Origin of the sequence: Pseudaquabacterium terrae, assembly GCF_013266755.1 — a bacterium.
Classification (GTDB): domain Bacteria; phylum Pseudomonadota; class Gammaproteobacteria; order Burkholderiales; family Burkholderiaceae_C; genus Pseudaquabacterium; species Pseudaquabacterium terrae.
Map to the genome: position 1 here is coordinate 387,230 of NZ_JABRWJ010000003.1, position 14,083 is coordinate 401,312.

General features: G+C 67.0%; 18 protein-coding genes. 14 read left to right on the forward strand and 4 right to left on the reverse strand.

The features are described 5' to 3' along the window. The first annotated feature begins 59 nt into the window (after window positions 1-59). A complete protein-coding gene (locus HLB44_RS10775; RefSeq protein ID WP_173122581.1) occupies window positions 60-3,419 on the forward strand; it encodes an AAA family ATPase in 3,360 nt (1,119 codons plus the stop codon). Here the strand turns inward: HLB44_RS10775 and HLB44_RS10780 are convergent. The 3 genes from HLB44_RS10780 to HLB44_RS10790 all read right to left on the reverse strand — a co-directional run bounded on the left by HLB44_RS10780 (window position 3,380) and on the right by HLB44_RS10790 (window position 6,442). Continuing rightward, a complete protein-coding gene (locus HLB44_RS10780; protein ID WP_173122582.1) occupies window positions 3,380-4,690 on the reverse strand; it encodes a patatin-like phospholipase family protein in 1,311 nt (436 codons plus the stop codon). The two genes, HLB44_RS10775 and HLB44_RS10780, sit on opposite strands and share 40 nt — an antisense overlap. Then, the gene (locus HLB44_RS10785; protein ID WP_173122583.1) at window positions 4,691-4,831 is read right to left on the reverse strand and encodes a hypothetical protein; all 141 of its coding nucleotides are present in this window, start codon (window positions 4,829-4,831) and stop codon (window positions 4,691-4,693) included. Window positions 4,832-5,161: 330 nt separating this feature from the next. Next, window positions 5,162-6,442 carry an MFS transporter gene (locus HLB44_RS10790; RefSeq protein WP_173122584.1) on the reverse strand — a complete coding sequence of 427 codons (1,281 nt, stop codon included), beginning with the start codon at window positions 6,440-6,442 and terminating at the stop codon, window positions 5,162-5,164. A 105-nt stretch (window positions 6,443-6,547) separates the two neighbouring features. On the opposite strand from HLB44_RS10790, the gene HLB44_RS10795 reads away from it, so the two are divergent. Continuing rightward, complete coding sequence (locus HLB44_RS10795; protein WP_173122585.1) at window positions 6,548-7,462, forward strand: LysR family transcriptional regulator; 915 nt, start codon at window positions 6,548-6,550, stop codon at window positions 7,460-7,462. Between the two features lie 41 nt (window positions 7,463-7,503). Here the strand turns inward: HLB44_RS10795 and HLB44_RS10800 are convergent, their stop codons facing one another. Next, a complete protein-coding gene (locus HLB44_RS10800; protein ID WP_173122586.1) occupies window positions 7,504-8,481 on the reverse strand; it encodes an MBL fold metallo-hydrolase in 978 nt (325 codons plus the stop codon). A gap of 118 nt (window positions 8,482-8,599) precedes the next feature. On the opposite strand from HLB44_RS10800, the gene HLB44_RS10805 reads away from it, so the two are divergent. The 12 genes from HLB44_RS10805 to HLB44_RS10860 all read left to right on the forward strand — a co-directional run bounded on the left by HLB44_RS10805 (window position 8,600) and on the right by HLB44_RS10860 (window position 14,071). Next, on the forward strand, window positions 8,600-9,265 hold the full coding sequence (locus HLB44_RS10805; RefSeq protein ID WP_173122587.1) for a class I SAM-dependent methyltransferase: 666 nt from the start codon (window positions 8,600-8,602) through the stop codon (window positions 9,263-9,265). A 127-nt stretch (window positions 9,266-9,392) separates the two neighbouring features. Continuing rightward, a complete protein-coding gene (locus HLB44_RS10810) occupies window positions 9,393-9,758 on the forward strand; it encodes a nuclear transport factor 2 family protein (protein WP_173122588.1) in 366 nt (121 codons plus the stop codon). Between the two features lie 22 nt (window positions 9,759-9,780). Next, window positions 9,781-10,173 carry a GFA family protein gene (locus tag HLB44_RS10815; protein WP_484573296.1) on the forward strand — a complete coding sequence of 131 codons (393 nt, stop codon included), beginning with the start codon at window positions 9,781-9,783 and terminating at the stop codon, window positions 10,171-10,173. A 19-nt stretch (window positions 10,174-10,192) separates the two neighbouring features. Beyond that, window positions 10,193-10,531 carry a class I SAM-dependent methyltransferase gene (locus tag HLB44_RS10820; protein ID WP_173122589.1) on the forward strand — a complete coding sequence of 113 codons (339 nt, stop codon included), beginning with the start codon at window positions 10,193-10,195 and terminating at the stop codon, window positions 10,529-10,531. A 47-nt stretch (window positions 10,532-10,578) separates the two neighbouring features. Continuing rightward, complete coding sequence (locus HLB44_RS10825) at window positions 10,579-10,752, forward strand: putative glycolipid-binding domain-containing protein (RefSeq protein ID WP_173122590.1); 174 nt, start codon at window positions 10,579-10,581, stop codon at window positions 10,750-10,752. Window positions 10,753-10,769: 17 nt separating this feature from the next. Continuing rightward, window positions 10,770-11,276 (forward strand): GNAT family N-acetyltransferase, encoded by a 507-nt coding sequence (locus HLB44_RS10830; protein WP_173122591.1) that lies wholly within the window; start codon window positions 10,770-10,772, stop codon window positions 11,274-11,276. 3 nt (window positions 11,277-11,279) lie between these two features. Next, window positions 11,280-11,780 carry a GrpB family protein gene (locus tag HLB44_RS10835; protein ID WP_173122592.1) on the forward strand — a complete coding sequence of 167 codons (501 nt, stop codon included), beginning with the start codon at window positions 11,280-11,282 and terminating at the stop codon, window positions 11,778-11,780. Window positions 11,781-11,797: 17 nt separating this feature from the next. Then, window positions 11,798-12,199: a DUF1801 domain-containing protein gene (locus HLB44_RS10840; RefSeq protein ID WP_173122593.1), complete on the forward strand. Its 402-nt coding sequence runs from the start codon at window positions 11,798-11,800 to the stop codon at window positions 12,197-12,199. Between the two features lie 34 nt (window positions 12,200-12,233). After that, window positions 12,234-12,623, forward strand: coding sequence for a VOC family protein (locus HLB44_RS10845; RefSeq protein ID WP_173122594.1), 390 nt, complete (start codon window positions 12,234-12,236; stop codon window positions 12,621-12,623). A gap of 22 nt (window positions 12,624-12,645) precedes the next feature. Then, on the forward strand, window positions 12,646-13,302 hold the full coding sequence (locus HLB44_RS10850; protein WP_173122595.1) for a lysozyme inhibitor LprI family protein: 657 nt from the start codon (window positions 12,646-12,648) through the stop codon (window positions 13,300-13,302). Window positions 13,303-13,322: 20 nt separating this feature from the next. After that, entirely contained in the window at window positions 13,323-13,628 is a 306-nt protein-coding gene (locus HLB44_RS10855; protein WP_173122596.1) for a hypothetical protein, read from the forward strand. 2 nt (window positions 13,629-13,630) lie between these two features. Next, window positions 13,631-14,071, forward strand: a complete 441-nt coding sequence (locus HLB44_RS10860) for a GFA family protein (protein ID WP_173122597.1) — start codon at window positions 13,631-13,633, stop codon at window positions 14,069-14,071. Window positions 14,072-14,083: the final 12 nt, after the last annotated feature.

Here is a 14,083-nt window from a genome sequence, read left to right on the forward strand (position 1 = left end):
CGCGACATGGCCTGCCCACCCCCCGCGTGTGTGCCGGCCCACGCGGGGAGAAACAGCGAGTGACTGTCGGGAACGACGATTTCCGCCAATGGCTCGAGGCGCTCGGCCTCGGCAAGTACGCCGGCACCTTCGCCGACAACGATGTCGGCTTCGATGCGCTGCGCCTGCTCACCGACGCCGACCTGAAGGAGCTCGGCCTGTCGCTGGGCCACCGGCGCATCCTGCAGGGCGCCGTCGAGCAGCTGCAGCAGCGCATCGCCGGGCGCACACGCGCCGCGCCTGCCGTGCCGGGCCACGGCGAGCGGCGCCAGATCACGGTGATGTTCTGCGACCTGGTCGGCTCCTCCGAGCTGTCGGTGCGCTTCGATCCCGAGGATCTGCGCAGCCTGATCCACGCCTACTACTCCTCGTGCTGCCGGATCATCGAGCAATCCGGCGGCTTCATCGCGCGCATCATCGGCGACGGCATCCTGGCCTACTTCGGCTACCCCGCGGCGCGCGAAGACGCGGCGGAATGCGCGATCCGCGCCGGCCTGCACATCATCGAGTCGGTCAATCGCCAGGGCCCCGACGGGGGCGACCGCATCGATGTGCGCATCGGGCTGGCGACCGGCGTGTCGGTCATCAGCGACATGGTCGGCATCGGCTTCTCCGAGCTGCATGCGGTGATGGGCCAGACGCCGAACCTGGCGTCGCGCATCCAGTCGCTGGTCGAACCCGGCACGGTCGGCATCGCCGACGAGACGCGCCGGCTCGCCGGCGGCTTCTTTGTCTATGCCGACCACGGCTCGCATCCCGTCAAGGGCTTCAACCAGCCGGTGCAGGTGTGGCGCGTCGTCGGAGAATCGCGCCTGGGTGCGCGCTTCGATGCGCAGCACACGGCGCACGTCGACTGCATCGGCCGCGACGCTCACCTGGGCACGCTGCAGGATGCCTGGGCGCGCGCGCAGCAGGGCAGTTGCCGCATCGTCACGCTGGTGGGCGAGGCCGGCATCGGCAAGTCGCGCCTGCTGCGCACGGCGAGCGAGCGCTTCGTGCCCGCGCCGGGCCTGACCGTCGTCATGCAGTGCGCGCCCAGCCAGGCGACCACGCCGCTGCATCCGCTGGTCGACTGGCTGCGCCGCGACATCGGCGTCACCCCCGTCGGCGCAGCGGAAGACCGCGCCCGGCTCGAGGCCTGGCTGGGCGGCGCCGCCACGCCGCCGGACCTGTTCCTGCTGGCCGAATTCCTGTCGGTGCCGCTGCCCGCGGGCGTAACACCGGCTGCGCTGCCGCCGGATCGCAAGCGCCAGCTGATGCGCGAAATCGTGCTGCGCCACTTCGAACGCCATTGCGAAGCTGCGCCCGCGCTGCTGATGGTCGAGGACGCGCACTGGATGGACGGTGCGACCCGGGAGTTCCTCACGGCCCTCTTCGACCGCATGCGCGATCGCCCGCTGATGGCGATGGTCACCTCGCGCCCCGGCCATCCGCGCCATTGGGTCGATGGCACGCGGGGCAGCGAGCTGACGCTCGATCCACTGCCCCGGGCCGATGCCGAACAGCTGATCTGGACCGCCTGCCGCGGCCGCCGGCTGCCGCTCGAAGTGGTCGACCAGATCCTCGCCAAGACCGACGGCGTGCCCTTGTTCATCGAGGAGCTGACCGCCACGATCGTCGAGTCCGGGCTGCTGCGCGAGGAAGGCAATGCGCTGGTGATGGACGGCCCGCTGCCGGCGCTGGACATTCCGTCGACGCTGCGCGACAGCCTGATGGCGCGGCTCGACCGCCTGAGCGACATCAAGGACGTGGCGCGCATCGCCAGCGCACTGGGGCGCGAGTTCACGTTCTCGCTGCTGGCCCAGGTCAGCGAGAAGCCCACGCACCAGCTGATCGCGGCGCTCGACCGCCTGGTCGAGGCCCAACTGCTGTTCCAGCGCGGCGTGCCGCCGGACGCGGAATACGTCTTCAAGCACGCGCTGGTGCAGCAGGCGGCCTACGACAGCCAGCTGCGCAGCGCCCGCCATGCGCTGCACGCACGCATCGTCCGGGCCATCGAGACCAAGCAACCCGAGATCGCGCGCCACGAGCCGGGCTTGATGGCCCACCACTGCGAGCTGGCCGGCATGACCGACCGCGAGGTCGACTACCTGTATGCGGCGGGCCTGGCCTCGACGCGGATCGTCGCGATCCCCGAAGCGCTGTCGTACTTCTCGCGCGCCGATGCCGCCCTGGCGCGGCTCGAGCCGAGCACGCGCAACGCCCGGCGCAACATCGACGTCATCCTGGGCATGATGGAAGTCGGCCGCTTCGCGATCCTGCCCAGCCGCCTGCGGGCCTTGAGCGAGCGTGCCCGCAACCTGTCGCGCATGGATGGTGTGACCTGCGACGCGACGATGACGGCCGCCATCCTGTTCCAGGACGCGCGCGCAAAGCTCTATTCGAGCCAGTACGCCCAGGCCCGCAGCATCTTCCAGGAAATACGCCAATTGGGCATCGGCCACGACTCCCGGCCGATCGAGCGCAAGCCGGCGTCGGCCTTCAGCATGGACCTGTGCTGCCAGGGCCTGTTCAACGAGACGCTGGAATTCATCAACCACACCAACATCGGCTACTACAAGGAGTCCGGCAGCTTCATCGACTACATCTCCGGCCTCGGCTGGATCGCCTACGCGAGCTGCCAGACCGGCGCGGTGGACGACGGCCTGCGCTTCGGGCAGCTGTCGGTGCACGAGGCGGAACAGGTGCAGTCGCAGATCTACCTCGCCGGCGCCTACATCTGGCGCAGCCACGCGCTGATGGCCGCGCGCCGGCTCGACGACGCGGTGTCCGACGCCCGGCAGTGCGTCAGCTTGAGCACGGCCCACGCGGTGCCCTATCTCGGCTGGCACGGTCTGGTGTTCCTCGCGCTGTGCCAGTGCCGCAGCGGTGAGCTCGACGCGGCGGCGCAGTCGCTGCTGCAGGCGCGCGCGATGCTGTCGCAGGTGGAGGACGGCCAGTGGTCGCTGCTCGACTACCTGCCGGCCATCGAGGCCGAGATCGCGTGCTTCAGCGGCGACCATGCGCGGGCAATGCAATCGGCCGACGAAGCGATTGCCGTGGCCGGGCCGATCGGCGGCCATTTCGCCGAAGCCATTGCGTGGCGCGCGAAAGCCGTCAGCTGCATTCGCTCGGGTGGCGATCCGGACCAGGCGCAGGCTTTCTTCGACCGTGCGATGCGCTGGCACGAACGCGGTGACGCCCACGCCGAGCGCACGTATTCGGCGCTGGTGTGGGCGCATTCACTGCAATTGGCTGGCCACGAGGAACGCGCGCGGCATTGGGCGAATGAAGCCCAGGCGTGGGCCGACCGCCACGGATTCGACCTGCAGCGGTGCGAGCACGGCGCAGCGGCGCTGCTTCAGACGCCCCACTTCGGCAAGGACGTCTCGCTCTTCTGAAGTTCCCTCTGGCGGTCCAGCAGCTTGTGCACCGCCTTGCGGCCTTCAGCAAAGCCGATTTCCAGGTTCTCGTGATCCCAGCGGTAGTCGATCTTCGTCTCCGGCTCCAGCGGGATCTCGACAACGCGGGGAATGCGGCCGACGCTCTTGCGCAGGTGGCTCTTGAAGAGATCGATGTCGTTCTCGCCGACCTCGGCGGCGAACTGCTGGCACAGGTTGCCCAGGCTGTCGTGCAGGTTCTTCTGCAGGCGCAGCTGCCGGTAATCGACGATGCGGCAGACCCAGATCTCGTCGAGGTCGGGATGGTCCTCGACGAGATTGCGAAAGCTCACCGTGTCGACGAGCGCACCTTCGCTGTAATGGCGGTTGTCGTCGTTGGGAATCTGCACCGTCTGCTCGACGTAGGGCAGCGCCGAGCAGGCACACAGGCTCGGGCGCGTGATCGGCAGGTAGTTTCGGGGTGTCCTGCGAATCTTGTCGCCCCGGTAGTCCAACCACTTGTTGTTGAACAACTGCAGTTCGCCGGTGATGCCCGCATCGGTATCGGCGAGCCGCCACGCGTTGTGATAGATCTCCGGCATCGTTCTGCGCTCGCGCTCGATCGGGCCGTGGTAGTTCCCAGCCAGTGCTTCCAGTTCCTGGCGGCTCATCCGGTCCTGGTCCTTGACGTCGATCAGGTCGAGCGCGCCGATGCGGATTCCGTCGAGGAAGGTGCTGTCCTTGTAGTAGATGTTGCTGAGGCCGTTGACGCCCGAGAGGTAGGCGAGCGAGGTCATGAACCGGCTCATCGGGTTCACCGCCAGGATGTTGTTGAGCACGTGCGCATTGACGTCGCCCTCGCGCCACCACATCTCGGGCGTCGTCAGGAAGCGCGCCCAACCGGCCGCCGCATCGGGCAGGTCGTTGCGGAAATTGAACACATCCCAGTAGGTCTTCGGGCTCAGGGCATGGTTCATCCACGCGCTGGCATGGGCGTTCAGATTGGGCGCGAAGGCCTTGTTGACCGGAAAGCCGGAGTAGGAATCGGTGTCGCGAAAGGCGTGGGTCTTGAAGAAATCGTAGGTGCGCGCCGCCTTGTCGTCCTGCGTCAACTGGTTGTAGTAGACGCCGACCCAGGCACCGATGCACGACAGGGACCACACGTCGAAGCTCAGGCGATAGTCTTCCAGCGCGCTCAGCACGCCGATGTGGAAGCCGGCCGCGGGGCCTCCGCCGGCCAGGGCAATGGCGCGCTTCTTCGGGCGCTCGTTGTTCGTCGTTGCGTCGGCCATTCACATCTCCTTCGCTTGATGGATCCTGTTGATGGCGATCGGGCGCGGCCAGTGTATGGTCGCCGCCTGGCGCAGGCATCCACCATGTTCAGGAGGCGAGGCCATGGAATTGATCGACGACTGGGGCGGCAGGAAGCGCATCGCGGCAGATCCCGGGCAGAAACCGGCTTCTTCCCATCCCCCTTCCGTTCCGGCAGACGATGTCGCAGCAGCCATTCGCGAGCGGCTGGAGGGATTCGAGCCGCGCATCCTCAGCGTGCATTGCTACGAAGACGTGCGCCACGCGTGGGTGCAGGTCGTGTTCAAGGACATGATCCACCCCGGGGTGGCGCTCGACGTCGGCGCCAGGCTGGCCCTGGCGGTGGGCGGCGAGCAACACGTCTATCTCAACAGCCTGCGGCCGAAGGCGGTGTATTTCCTGCTCGACATGACGCCCGGGTTCGATCCGCCGCCCGAATTCCAGGCCACCCGCTACGGGGCCCCCCTGGCCGAGATCCGCGCATGCTGGCGCACCGCGATCGCGAGCGCAACGACCACCAGCGCAGCCGCGACGGCGAAGGTGACCCGCAAGCCGGCGGCCACCGCCGCGGGCGGCGCCGTCGTGACGTCGGCCGTCGCCGCGGCGAGCGCGAACACCGCACCCATTGCGGAGGCACCTGCGAGGAGCCCGAGATTGCGCGCCAGGTTGAGCAGGCCGGACACGACGCCGCGCTGATCCGGGCCGACATCCGCCATCACTGCCGTGTTGTTGGCCGCCTGGAACAGCGCATAACCGGCGGTCAGCACGACCAGCGGGCCGACGTAGCCGGCGATGCCGAGCGTCGCCGGCATCGCCGAGAGCGCGACGCAACCCAGCGCCAGCGCGACCAGTCCGACCCACGTCATGCGCGGCGTGCCGAACCGGTCCGTGCACCGACCGGCGGGCACGCCGGCCAGCGCCGACACCAGCGGACCGATCGACATGACCAGCCCGACCATCGCTGCGTCGAGCCCCAGTGCCCGCGACAGATAAAACGGGCCGACCACCAGCGTCGCCATCATCACCGCCGACACGAGCGCGCTCATCGCCAGGCCGCCATTGCGCACCGGATCGCGGAACATCGCCCATGGGATCGAAGGGGATGCCGCGCTCGCCTCGGCGCGCGCGACCGGCAGATGGCGACGCGCGAGCACAAAGCCCAGGATGCCCAGCGGAACGTTGACCAGGAAGAGCGCCCGCCAGCCGAATCCGGCGATCAGAAAGCCGCCGAGCGATGGACCGAGCGCGGTGCCGAGCGCAGACATCGTGCCCAGCAGCCCCATCGCACGACCGCTGCGCGTCTTCGGAACCGTCTCGCCGACCAGCGCCATGCTGAGGGACAGCAGGATGGCCGCGCCGAGGCCCTGCGCCGCGCGAGCGGCCACCAGCAGCCCGAGCGTCGGTGCGATGCCGCACAGCACCGAAGCGGCGGTGAACAGCACGATGCCGGCGAGCAACAGCCGGCGCCGGCCGAGCAGGTCACCGAGCCGTCCGACGACGACGATCGACGTCGTGACAGCGAGCAGATAGGCGATCACGACCGACTGGACTTGCGAGAACGAGGCATCGAACGCCTGCGCCAGGGTCGGCAGGCCGACATGGGCGATGCTGGTGCCGAGCGAGGACAGGCCCATCGTCAGCGACAGGCTCGCCAGCGCCCAGCGAATGGACGGGGTGCCCGCACGTCCCACGAGGAGGTCAACAGGGCGTTCGGCAATGAGGAATTTCGACATGACCGGCAGCGTAGCGGCGGGCCTGACATGGCGGAAGGCGCGTCATCTGCACTTCATTCGTGCGCCTGGCGCCATGTCACGCCCAATCGGTGCTACGGTCGGCGCATGGCGACGCCCGATCTCAACCTGCTGATCACGCTGGATGTGCTGCTCGCCGAAGGCAGCGTGGCGGCTGCAGCGCGGCGGCTGCGGCTGAGCCCGTCGGCGATGAGCCGCGCATTGGCGCGACTGCGCGAGACAACGGGCGATCCACTGCTGGTGCGCGCCGGGCGCGGTCTCGTTCCTACGCCACGGGCGCTCGAGCTGCGCGAGCGCGTGAGCCAGCTCGTGCAGGACGCTGAGGCGGTGCTGCGCCCGGCCCGGAAGCTCAAGCTGAAGCAGCTGGTGCGCACCTTCACGCTGCGCACCAGCGAAGGCTTCGTCGAGAACTTCGGTCCGGACCTGATTGCGCGCGTCGGCCACGAAGCGCCTGGTGTGCGGCTGCGCTTCGTGCAGAAGACCGACAAGGACAGCGCCGCGCTGCGCGACGGCACGGTCGACCTCGAGACCGGCGTCATCGGCAGGACGACCGGGCCGGAGGTGCGCACGCAGGCCTTGTTCCGCGACCGTTTCATCGCGGTCGTGCGCATCGGCCATCCGCTGAGCGAGGGCGAGGTCACGCCCGCGCGTTATGCCGCGGCCCGGCACATCGGCGTCTCGCGGCGCGGCCTCGACAAGGGGCCGATCGACGAGGCGCTGAGTCCGCTCGGGCTGGAGCGCAAGATCGTCGCGATCGTCGATGGCTTTTCAACCGCGCTGGCGCTGGCCCGGGCCACCGACCTGGTCGCCAGCGTTCCCGAACGGCACACCGGCAACCGGCGCGCCGGCATGCACAGTTTTGCGCTGCCCTTCGCGACGCCGGAGGTCACGGTGTCGCTGCTCTGGCATCCGCGGCTGGATGCCGACCTGGCGCATCGCTGGCTGCGCGGCCTCGTTCGGCAGGCCTGCACGCCGGTCGAGGCCGCTCTGTTACGGCGATAACAATCGGCTGCAGGTCGCCAGCAGCCGGCCGCGCACTTGCGTCAGCAACCCGCCGTGCACTTGCCCGCGGCGTCGAACTCCATCGTCTTGCCCGACAGCGGCACGTGCACCGCCGCCTTGGTGGCCTTGATGAAGGTTTCGGTCTTGCTGCCTGGGCGCACCTTGCCGCCCGCGGTGGCGACCTCGTTCGCGTGGGAGGCGATCACCGACTCCGGCTTCACGAGCTGGTTGATCACGTAGGCGGCCTCGGTCGGACCCGTCGTGAACCCGTCGCCGATGTTCATCACGGCGAGCTTCGCGTGGTAGTGGTTGCGCACGACCAGCTCCTGGTCGGCCGTGATGCCGGTATCACCCGAGAGGTAGGCCACCAGGCCGTTGCTGAAGCGCAGCACATAGCCGGTCGCCAGCCCGACATCGCCGGCGACGCCCGCCTCCTTCATCGCCTTGCCGACCTCGCCGCCGATGTAGTCCGGATCCAGGCCGTTGCTGTGCAGCGCCGCCACCGTCGCGATGCGCACGCCGCCGATGGTCACGCTGCCACCGAAGCGCGCCAGCACCGAGTCGGCGGGATCGCCGCCGTTCGCCTTGAGCTTGGCTGCGAAGAAGGCCGGCATCTCGCTGCCGGTGACGATCTTCGACTTCTTCGCCAGCGCGATGTTGACGGCGCTGGAATTCGGCATCGCCGACACCGAGGTGTCGGGCTGTGCGCAACTGCCCGCGTTCGGCGCCTTGTTGTGCACGTTGCCGAGGTGGTCGCCGTGCATGTGGCTGACCAGGATGATGTCGATCTTGCCCAGCCGCGGATCGGCCGGGCCGGCGACGGTGCGCCCCGGATCGTAGAGCACGCGCGTGCCGTTCGGGTCTTCGAAGACCAGGGCCCGGTCCTGCGGACAGAACTCGCCGTCGATGCCGCCCAGCGGCGTCACCTTCACGGTCTGGGCCAGGACAGGCAGGGCCAGCGCGGCACCGGCGACGCCTAAGGCGACAAACCTCGCGGCGAACCAGGCAGAACGATTCATGACAGCTCCAGCGGTGTGCGGCGGAGGGCCAAGCTACACCGCTGCGCCGTCACTGGCAACGGGGGATGCTCGGAGCCGACCGTACACTGCGATCGAAATCTGGTTCGAATAGCACAGCATGAGCCTGACGCCCGAGGATCTGCATCGAATCGCAGCGCGCACGCTGGCGCACTACGATCAGCACGCCCAGGCGTTCTGGGAAGGCACGCGCGATCACGACGTCAGCCAGAACATCGACGCCTTGCTGTCGCACATCAGCGTGCCGGCGCCCTTCGACGTGCTGGATCTCGGTTGCGGCCCCGGACGTGACCTCATGACGTTCAAGGCGCTCGGCCATCGGGCGATCGGCGTCGAGGGCTCGCCCCGATTGGCGGCAATGGCGCGCGCGCACAGCGGCTGCCCCGTGCTCGAGCAAGACCTTCTCGCGTTGGATCTACCCGCCGGCCAGTTCGACGGAATATTCGCGAACGCCGTGTTGTTCCACGTACCCAGCCAGGAACTGCCGCGGGTCCTCGGCGAATTGCACCAGGCGCTCAAGCCGGGTGGTGTGCTGTTCACGTCGAACCCCCGGGGCAATGGTGAAGAAGGCTGGACCGGAGATCGCTACGGCGCCTTCCACGATTGGCCCACCTGGCACGGCCACCTCAGCGCGGCGGGATTCGTGGAACTGACCCATTTCTATCGCCCGACGAATGCGCCGATCGAGCAGCAGCCCTGGCTGGCCAGCGTGTGGCGCAAGCCAGGCGTCACCAAGGACCACGATGCGCGATCTCGACACGCTTGAACACGCGGGTACTGGCGCTTCCCGTCGGCGCCTGCGAGCCATTGCTGCGCTCCTGGTTGCATGCGCATCGGTTTGCTCTGCGCAGGATACGGTCCGATCCGGACCGCTCTTCGATGAGCTTGCCCGCATGGACAAGGAACTGTTCGAGGCAGCCTTCGTGACCTGCGACATCAGCAAGTTCCGAGCGCTCTTCACAGACGACGCAGAGTTCTATCACGACCGCACCGGCGCAGCCGTTGGCGAAGCGGCTCGGACAATGAAGTCATGTCCCCGCGACAACGGCGTTACTCGTACCTTGGTACCCGCAAGCCTCGAGGTCTACCCGATGCAGGGCTACGGCGCCATACAGATCGGCCGGCACGTCTTTGCGCGCAAGGGAGAGACCGGCTCGGAAGTCGCCAAGTTCGTACACCTCTGGAAGCGTGAGAACGGCGTCTGGCGGCTTGCCAGGGTTCTGAGTTTCGATCACCGCCCATCATCACAGTCTCAATAGGAATGAACTGAGGAGCCCAAAAGTGATACACGGAAGCTGTCTCTGCGGTGCCGTGCAGCTCGAGATCCAGGAGCCACTCGAGCACTCCCCAGAAGCCTGTCACTGTTCGCAGTGCAGAAAGCACACTGGCAACTTCTGGACTGGTATCAACGTACGACGAACTGCTCTTCAAGTGCGGGGCGCAGAGTCAGTCCGGTGGTACCAATCGTCCGAGAAAATTCAGCGCGGTTCCTGCTCGATCTGCGGCTCGACCTTGTTCTGGAATCCGACCATCGAGGACTACAAGTGGACTGCCGTTGCGATGGGATGCATCGACACGCCACTGAACTTGAAGATTTCGAAGCACACCTTTGTCGACGACAAGGGCGGCTACTACGAGATTGCCGATGATGCGCCTCAAAGTCAGGGGTTCTGAGCAGGAGCACAGGCCCCCCATGCTCCGGAAGCTCGTGCGTTTCGTGCTGTTCGCTGCGCTCGCGCTGTTCGGTCTGGTGGCGGCTCTCCTGGCCTACCTGGCGTATGCCGAGCACCAGGCCAAGGAACATGCCCGCGCCTTCTGCGACTCGGTCAAGGTCGGTGACGACCCGCTCGGCGTCGTTGTTCGCGCCACACGCAGCGAAGCGCTCCGCTCTTCACTCACCTGGCGACCGGCGGATGGCAATACGAAGACATTGGAAGTACTCTTCGCCGGCGGGATTCCATTGTCGGCCCATGGGTGCAGGATCCAGGCGTCGGAGCAGGTCATGAGCGCCGCGTACTTTCACACCCGTTGAGTCAGACGTTGCCCGAGTCGCCGTGAGCCACAGCCTCGTCACTCCCGATGGATCTCGCTGAGCGGGTCCGCAACATGCAGCAAAAAGCTCTCCACACTGTCTGCTGGGTTCCGACCTGGAGCCGAAATGGCCTCGGGCTCGAGCACTTCAGGGCGACGCTGCCGGTCGATGAAGAGGGCTTCGTTACCGACTATCCAGAGCTGTTCCGCCGGGTCAGCTGACACAAGCAGGTGAAGAGATGCACGTCGCCCGCCTCACCGCCGCCGATGCCCCGGAATACCGGCGCCTGATGCTTCACGCCTACGAACAAGCCGCGGATTCGTTCACGTCAACGGCCGAGGAACGCGCAGCGGAGCCCGAATCGTGGTGGGCCGATCGCATCGCTGCTCCCGACGGGAAGGGTGTCGCCTTCGGGGCCTTTCACGAAGGCAAACTCGTCGGCACGGTTGCCGTCGAGTTCTCGAAGAAGCCCAAAACTCTGCACAAGGCGCAGTTGATCGGCATGTTCGTGGTCGACGAGGTCCGTGGTCTGGGAGCCGGAAAGGCGCTGGTGCAAGCCGCCATCGAACACGCCCGGTCGCGCCCGGAAGTCGCCGTCATGACGCTGACGGTCACCGAAGGCAACGAGCCCGCCGTCAACTTGTACGCCTCCTGTGGCTTCGAGGCCTTCGGTACAGAACCCATGGCGATGCTGACGCCATCCGGGTTCAAGTCCAAGGTTCACATGTGGCGCAAGCTTGTTTAGCCCGTGACTGCTCCGGTTGAAGTCGTCCCCTACTGCCCCGAGTGGCCCGCTCGGTTCGAGGCCGAGAAGCGAGTGCTTCAGTCTGCCCTGTCGCCCTGGCTCGTCGGTGAAATTCAGCACGTCGGCAGCACGGCGGTGGTCGGCCTTCCGGCGAAGCCGGTCATCGACATCATGGCGCCCGTCGCTTCGCTTCCCGAGTCGGCGGCAGCCATCGCTGCTGCCGCCTTGGCGGGCTATGTGCATCACCCCTATCGAGCGGAGGTCATGCATTGGTTCTGCAAGCCGTCGCCGCACTTCAGAACGCATCATCTCCACCTCGTGCCTGTTGGAAGCCAGCAGTGGCTCGAGTGCCTGGCATTCCGCGACGCGCTTCGCGCCAATCAGGCACTGCGCGACGAATACGCTCGCCTCAAGCTGCGCCTGGCAGCGCAGTTTCCCCATGATCGGGAGGCCTACACGCAGGCCAAGGCGCCGTTCATGCAGCGCGTGCTGTCCAATGCCTGATTCAGGAGGGATGCCGGTTGACCAAGCTGCTGCGCTTCACGGGGGCAGTCGACCAAGACCCGACGGTCGCACGCTGGCTCGACGAGCGGCCGGGCGAGCTGGGTTCGATCGCTCGCGCGTGGTTCGCGAAGATGCGGCGCTGCGGCACCGACGTTCGAGAGCTCTTTCATGATGGCTGCCCCGTTGCCTGCGTCAATGACGCACCGTTCGGGTACGTCAACGCCTTCAGTGCCCATGTCAATGTCGGCTTCTTCCAGGGCGCCACGCTGCCGGACCCGGCCGGCCTGTTGCAGGGCACCGGCAAGTTCATGCGCCATGTGAAGATCAGGCCCGGCCTGGCCATCGACACCTCGGCTCTGGAGGCGCTGATCCAGGCCGCCTACGTGGACATCGGCGTCAGGTTGCAGAGCGGCCAATGAGGCCCGGCCGCACGGTCGCCACAGGAGACTTTTCATGGATCCGAAGCTCCCCATCCGGGGGATCGACTACACAGTCATCTTCGCGCGCCAGATGGACCGGATGCGCGAGTTCTACGGCACCACGCTGGGGTTCCCTCTGCACCGGGAGCTGAGCCCGCGCTGGATCGAGTTCCGCGTCGGCGCCAACCTGCTGGCGCTGAGCGAACCGGGTGGCCGCTTCGACGACCCGGCGCCGCCTGTCGGAACCCTCTCCCTGCAGCTGGCCTTCCGCGTTGCGCCGAGCGAGGTCGCCAGTTGCGCCGCTGTCCTGGCAGAACGCGGCGTCAACATCGTTTCCGGCCCGACGGACCAGACCTGGGGCCATCGCACGCTGTTCTTTCGGGACCCGGATGGCAACGTCCTGGAAATCTATGCGGAGATCTAGCCTGCTGATAACCCGCTGGGCGATGGCTGCGGCCGGGTTCATCCTCGCCCCGCTCGCGGGCGCGGCTTCGTTTCCGTGCGACATGGCGAAGCAAGCCATCGAGAAGACCATCTGCAGTTCGTCCGAGACGTCGGATCTGGACGAGTACCTGGGCAGGTATTACGCAGCGGCACGCGGTGTCTTTCGGCACGCCGAAGCGTGCCTCGTCAGTGACCAGCGAGCGTGGCTGCGCACGGTGCGCGATGCGTGCAAGGACACGGCATGCCTGAAGCGCACCTACCTGGATCGCCTTGCCGTGTTGCACGCCATCCAGCCCGGCGCGACGAGCCTGCGCAATGTCGACCTTCCGAAGGTGCCACCGCTCGTGTGGATCGTCCCACCGGCGAGCGACCAGGTCGCGGCACCGAGAAATCGGGCCACCACACCGCTCGTCGCCAGCGGCAGGATCGTCGACGAGATCGCTTCGGGCGACGGCATCGTGCTGAAGTCGAATGCCGGCGAGAAGGTCCTGATCGTTCCTTCGATGTTCCTGGAGCAATCGACGACGGATGCGCTGACCGTATTGGGTCGTCTTCCCAACGCGACCTACGAGGTTCGCGGCCGTACCGAAACGCAGGCTCAACCGGTCAAGGCCTTTGCCACGGGTCAATGCGCGTTCGTGTACCGCACTGCGCCGTGACACCAAGAGGAGGCTCACCCATGACAGATGCGCGCAGCAGACCGGTGGCCAGGCCGACACGGCGAAGCGTTCGCTGGACGTCGTTCGTTGCGGCCCAGGGCCGAAGCGACAAGGTGCGCGGGCTCGAAGAGGAAGGCAACCCCTTGCACCGCGTGCGCGTCGAGCACAACCGCGACACCTTACTCGTCCACATCTCGGACGAGGACGGCCAGGGTTGGACGACGGTGGCGATCGACAGGTCTTCGAGGGAGTGGTCTATCGCTCAACGCAAGCGACAGCGAGACGCCGCCGAGTTCGCGTACTCCCGGCTCTATGAGAAGGTGTGAACATGATTCGAGGCAGTTGCCTTTGTGGCGGCGTCAGGTTCGAAATTGCCGATGCCAGCGGGCCATTCGAGCTGTGCCATTGCAGCCGTTGCCGCAAGGCCACCGGGTCGGCGTTCCTGCCGGGTTTGCGGGTCCAACGAGCGCATGTCGCGTTCGTTCAGGGCCTCGATCTCATCACCACCTACGAGGCGCCGATCCTCGAAGGTCCGCCCGCCTACAAGGCGTGCTTCTGCAGCCGGTGCGGTTCGCCGGTTCCCGATCCGGATCCGAACGCGTCGTCCATCGATGTGGCCGCCGGCGTCCTCGATGACGATCCCGGTCTCCGGCCCGAGCGGCACATCTTTGTCGAATGCAAGGCGCCCTGGTCGTTCATCGAAGATGGGCTGCCTCAGCTCGACAGGGCGGCCATCGGAAGCCTTCGCCAGGCTCAGCGGCGCCCTTGAGCCGGGCGCGCC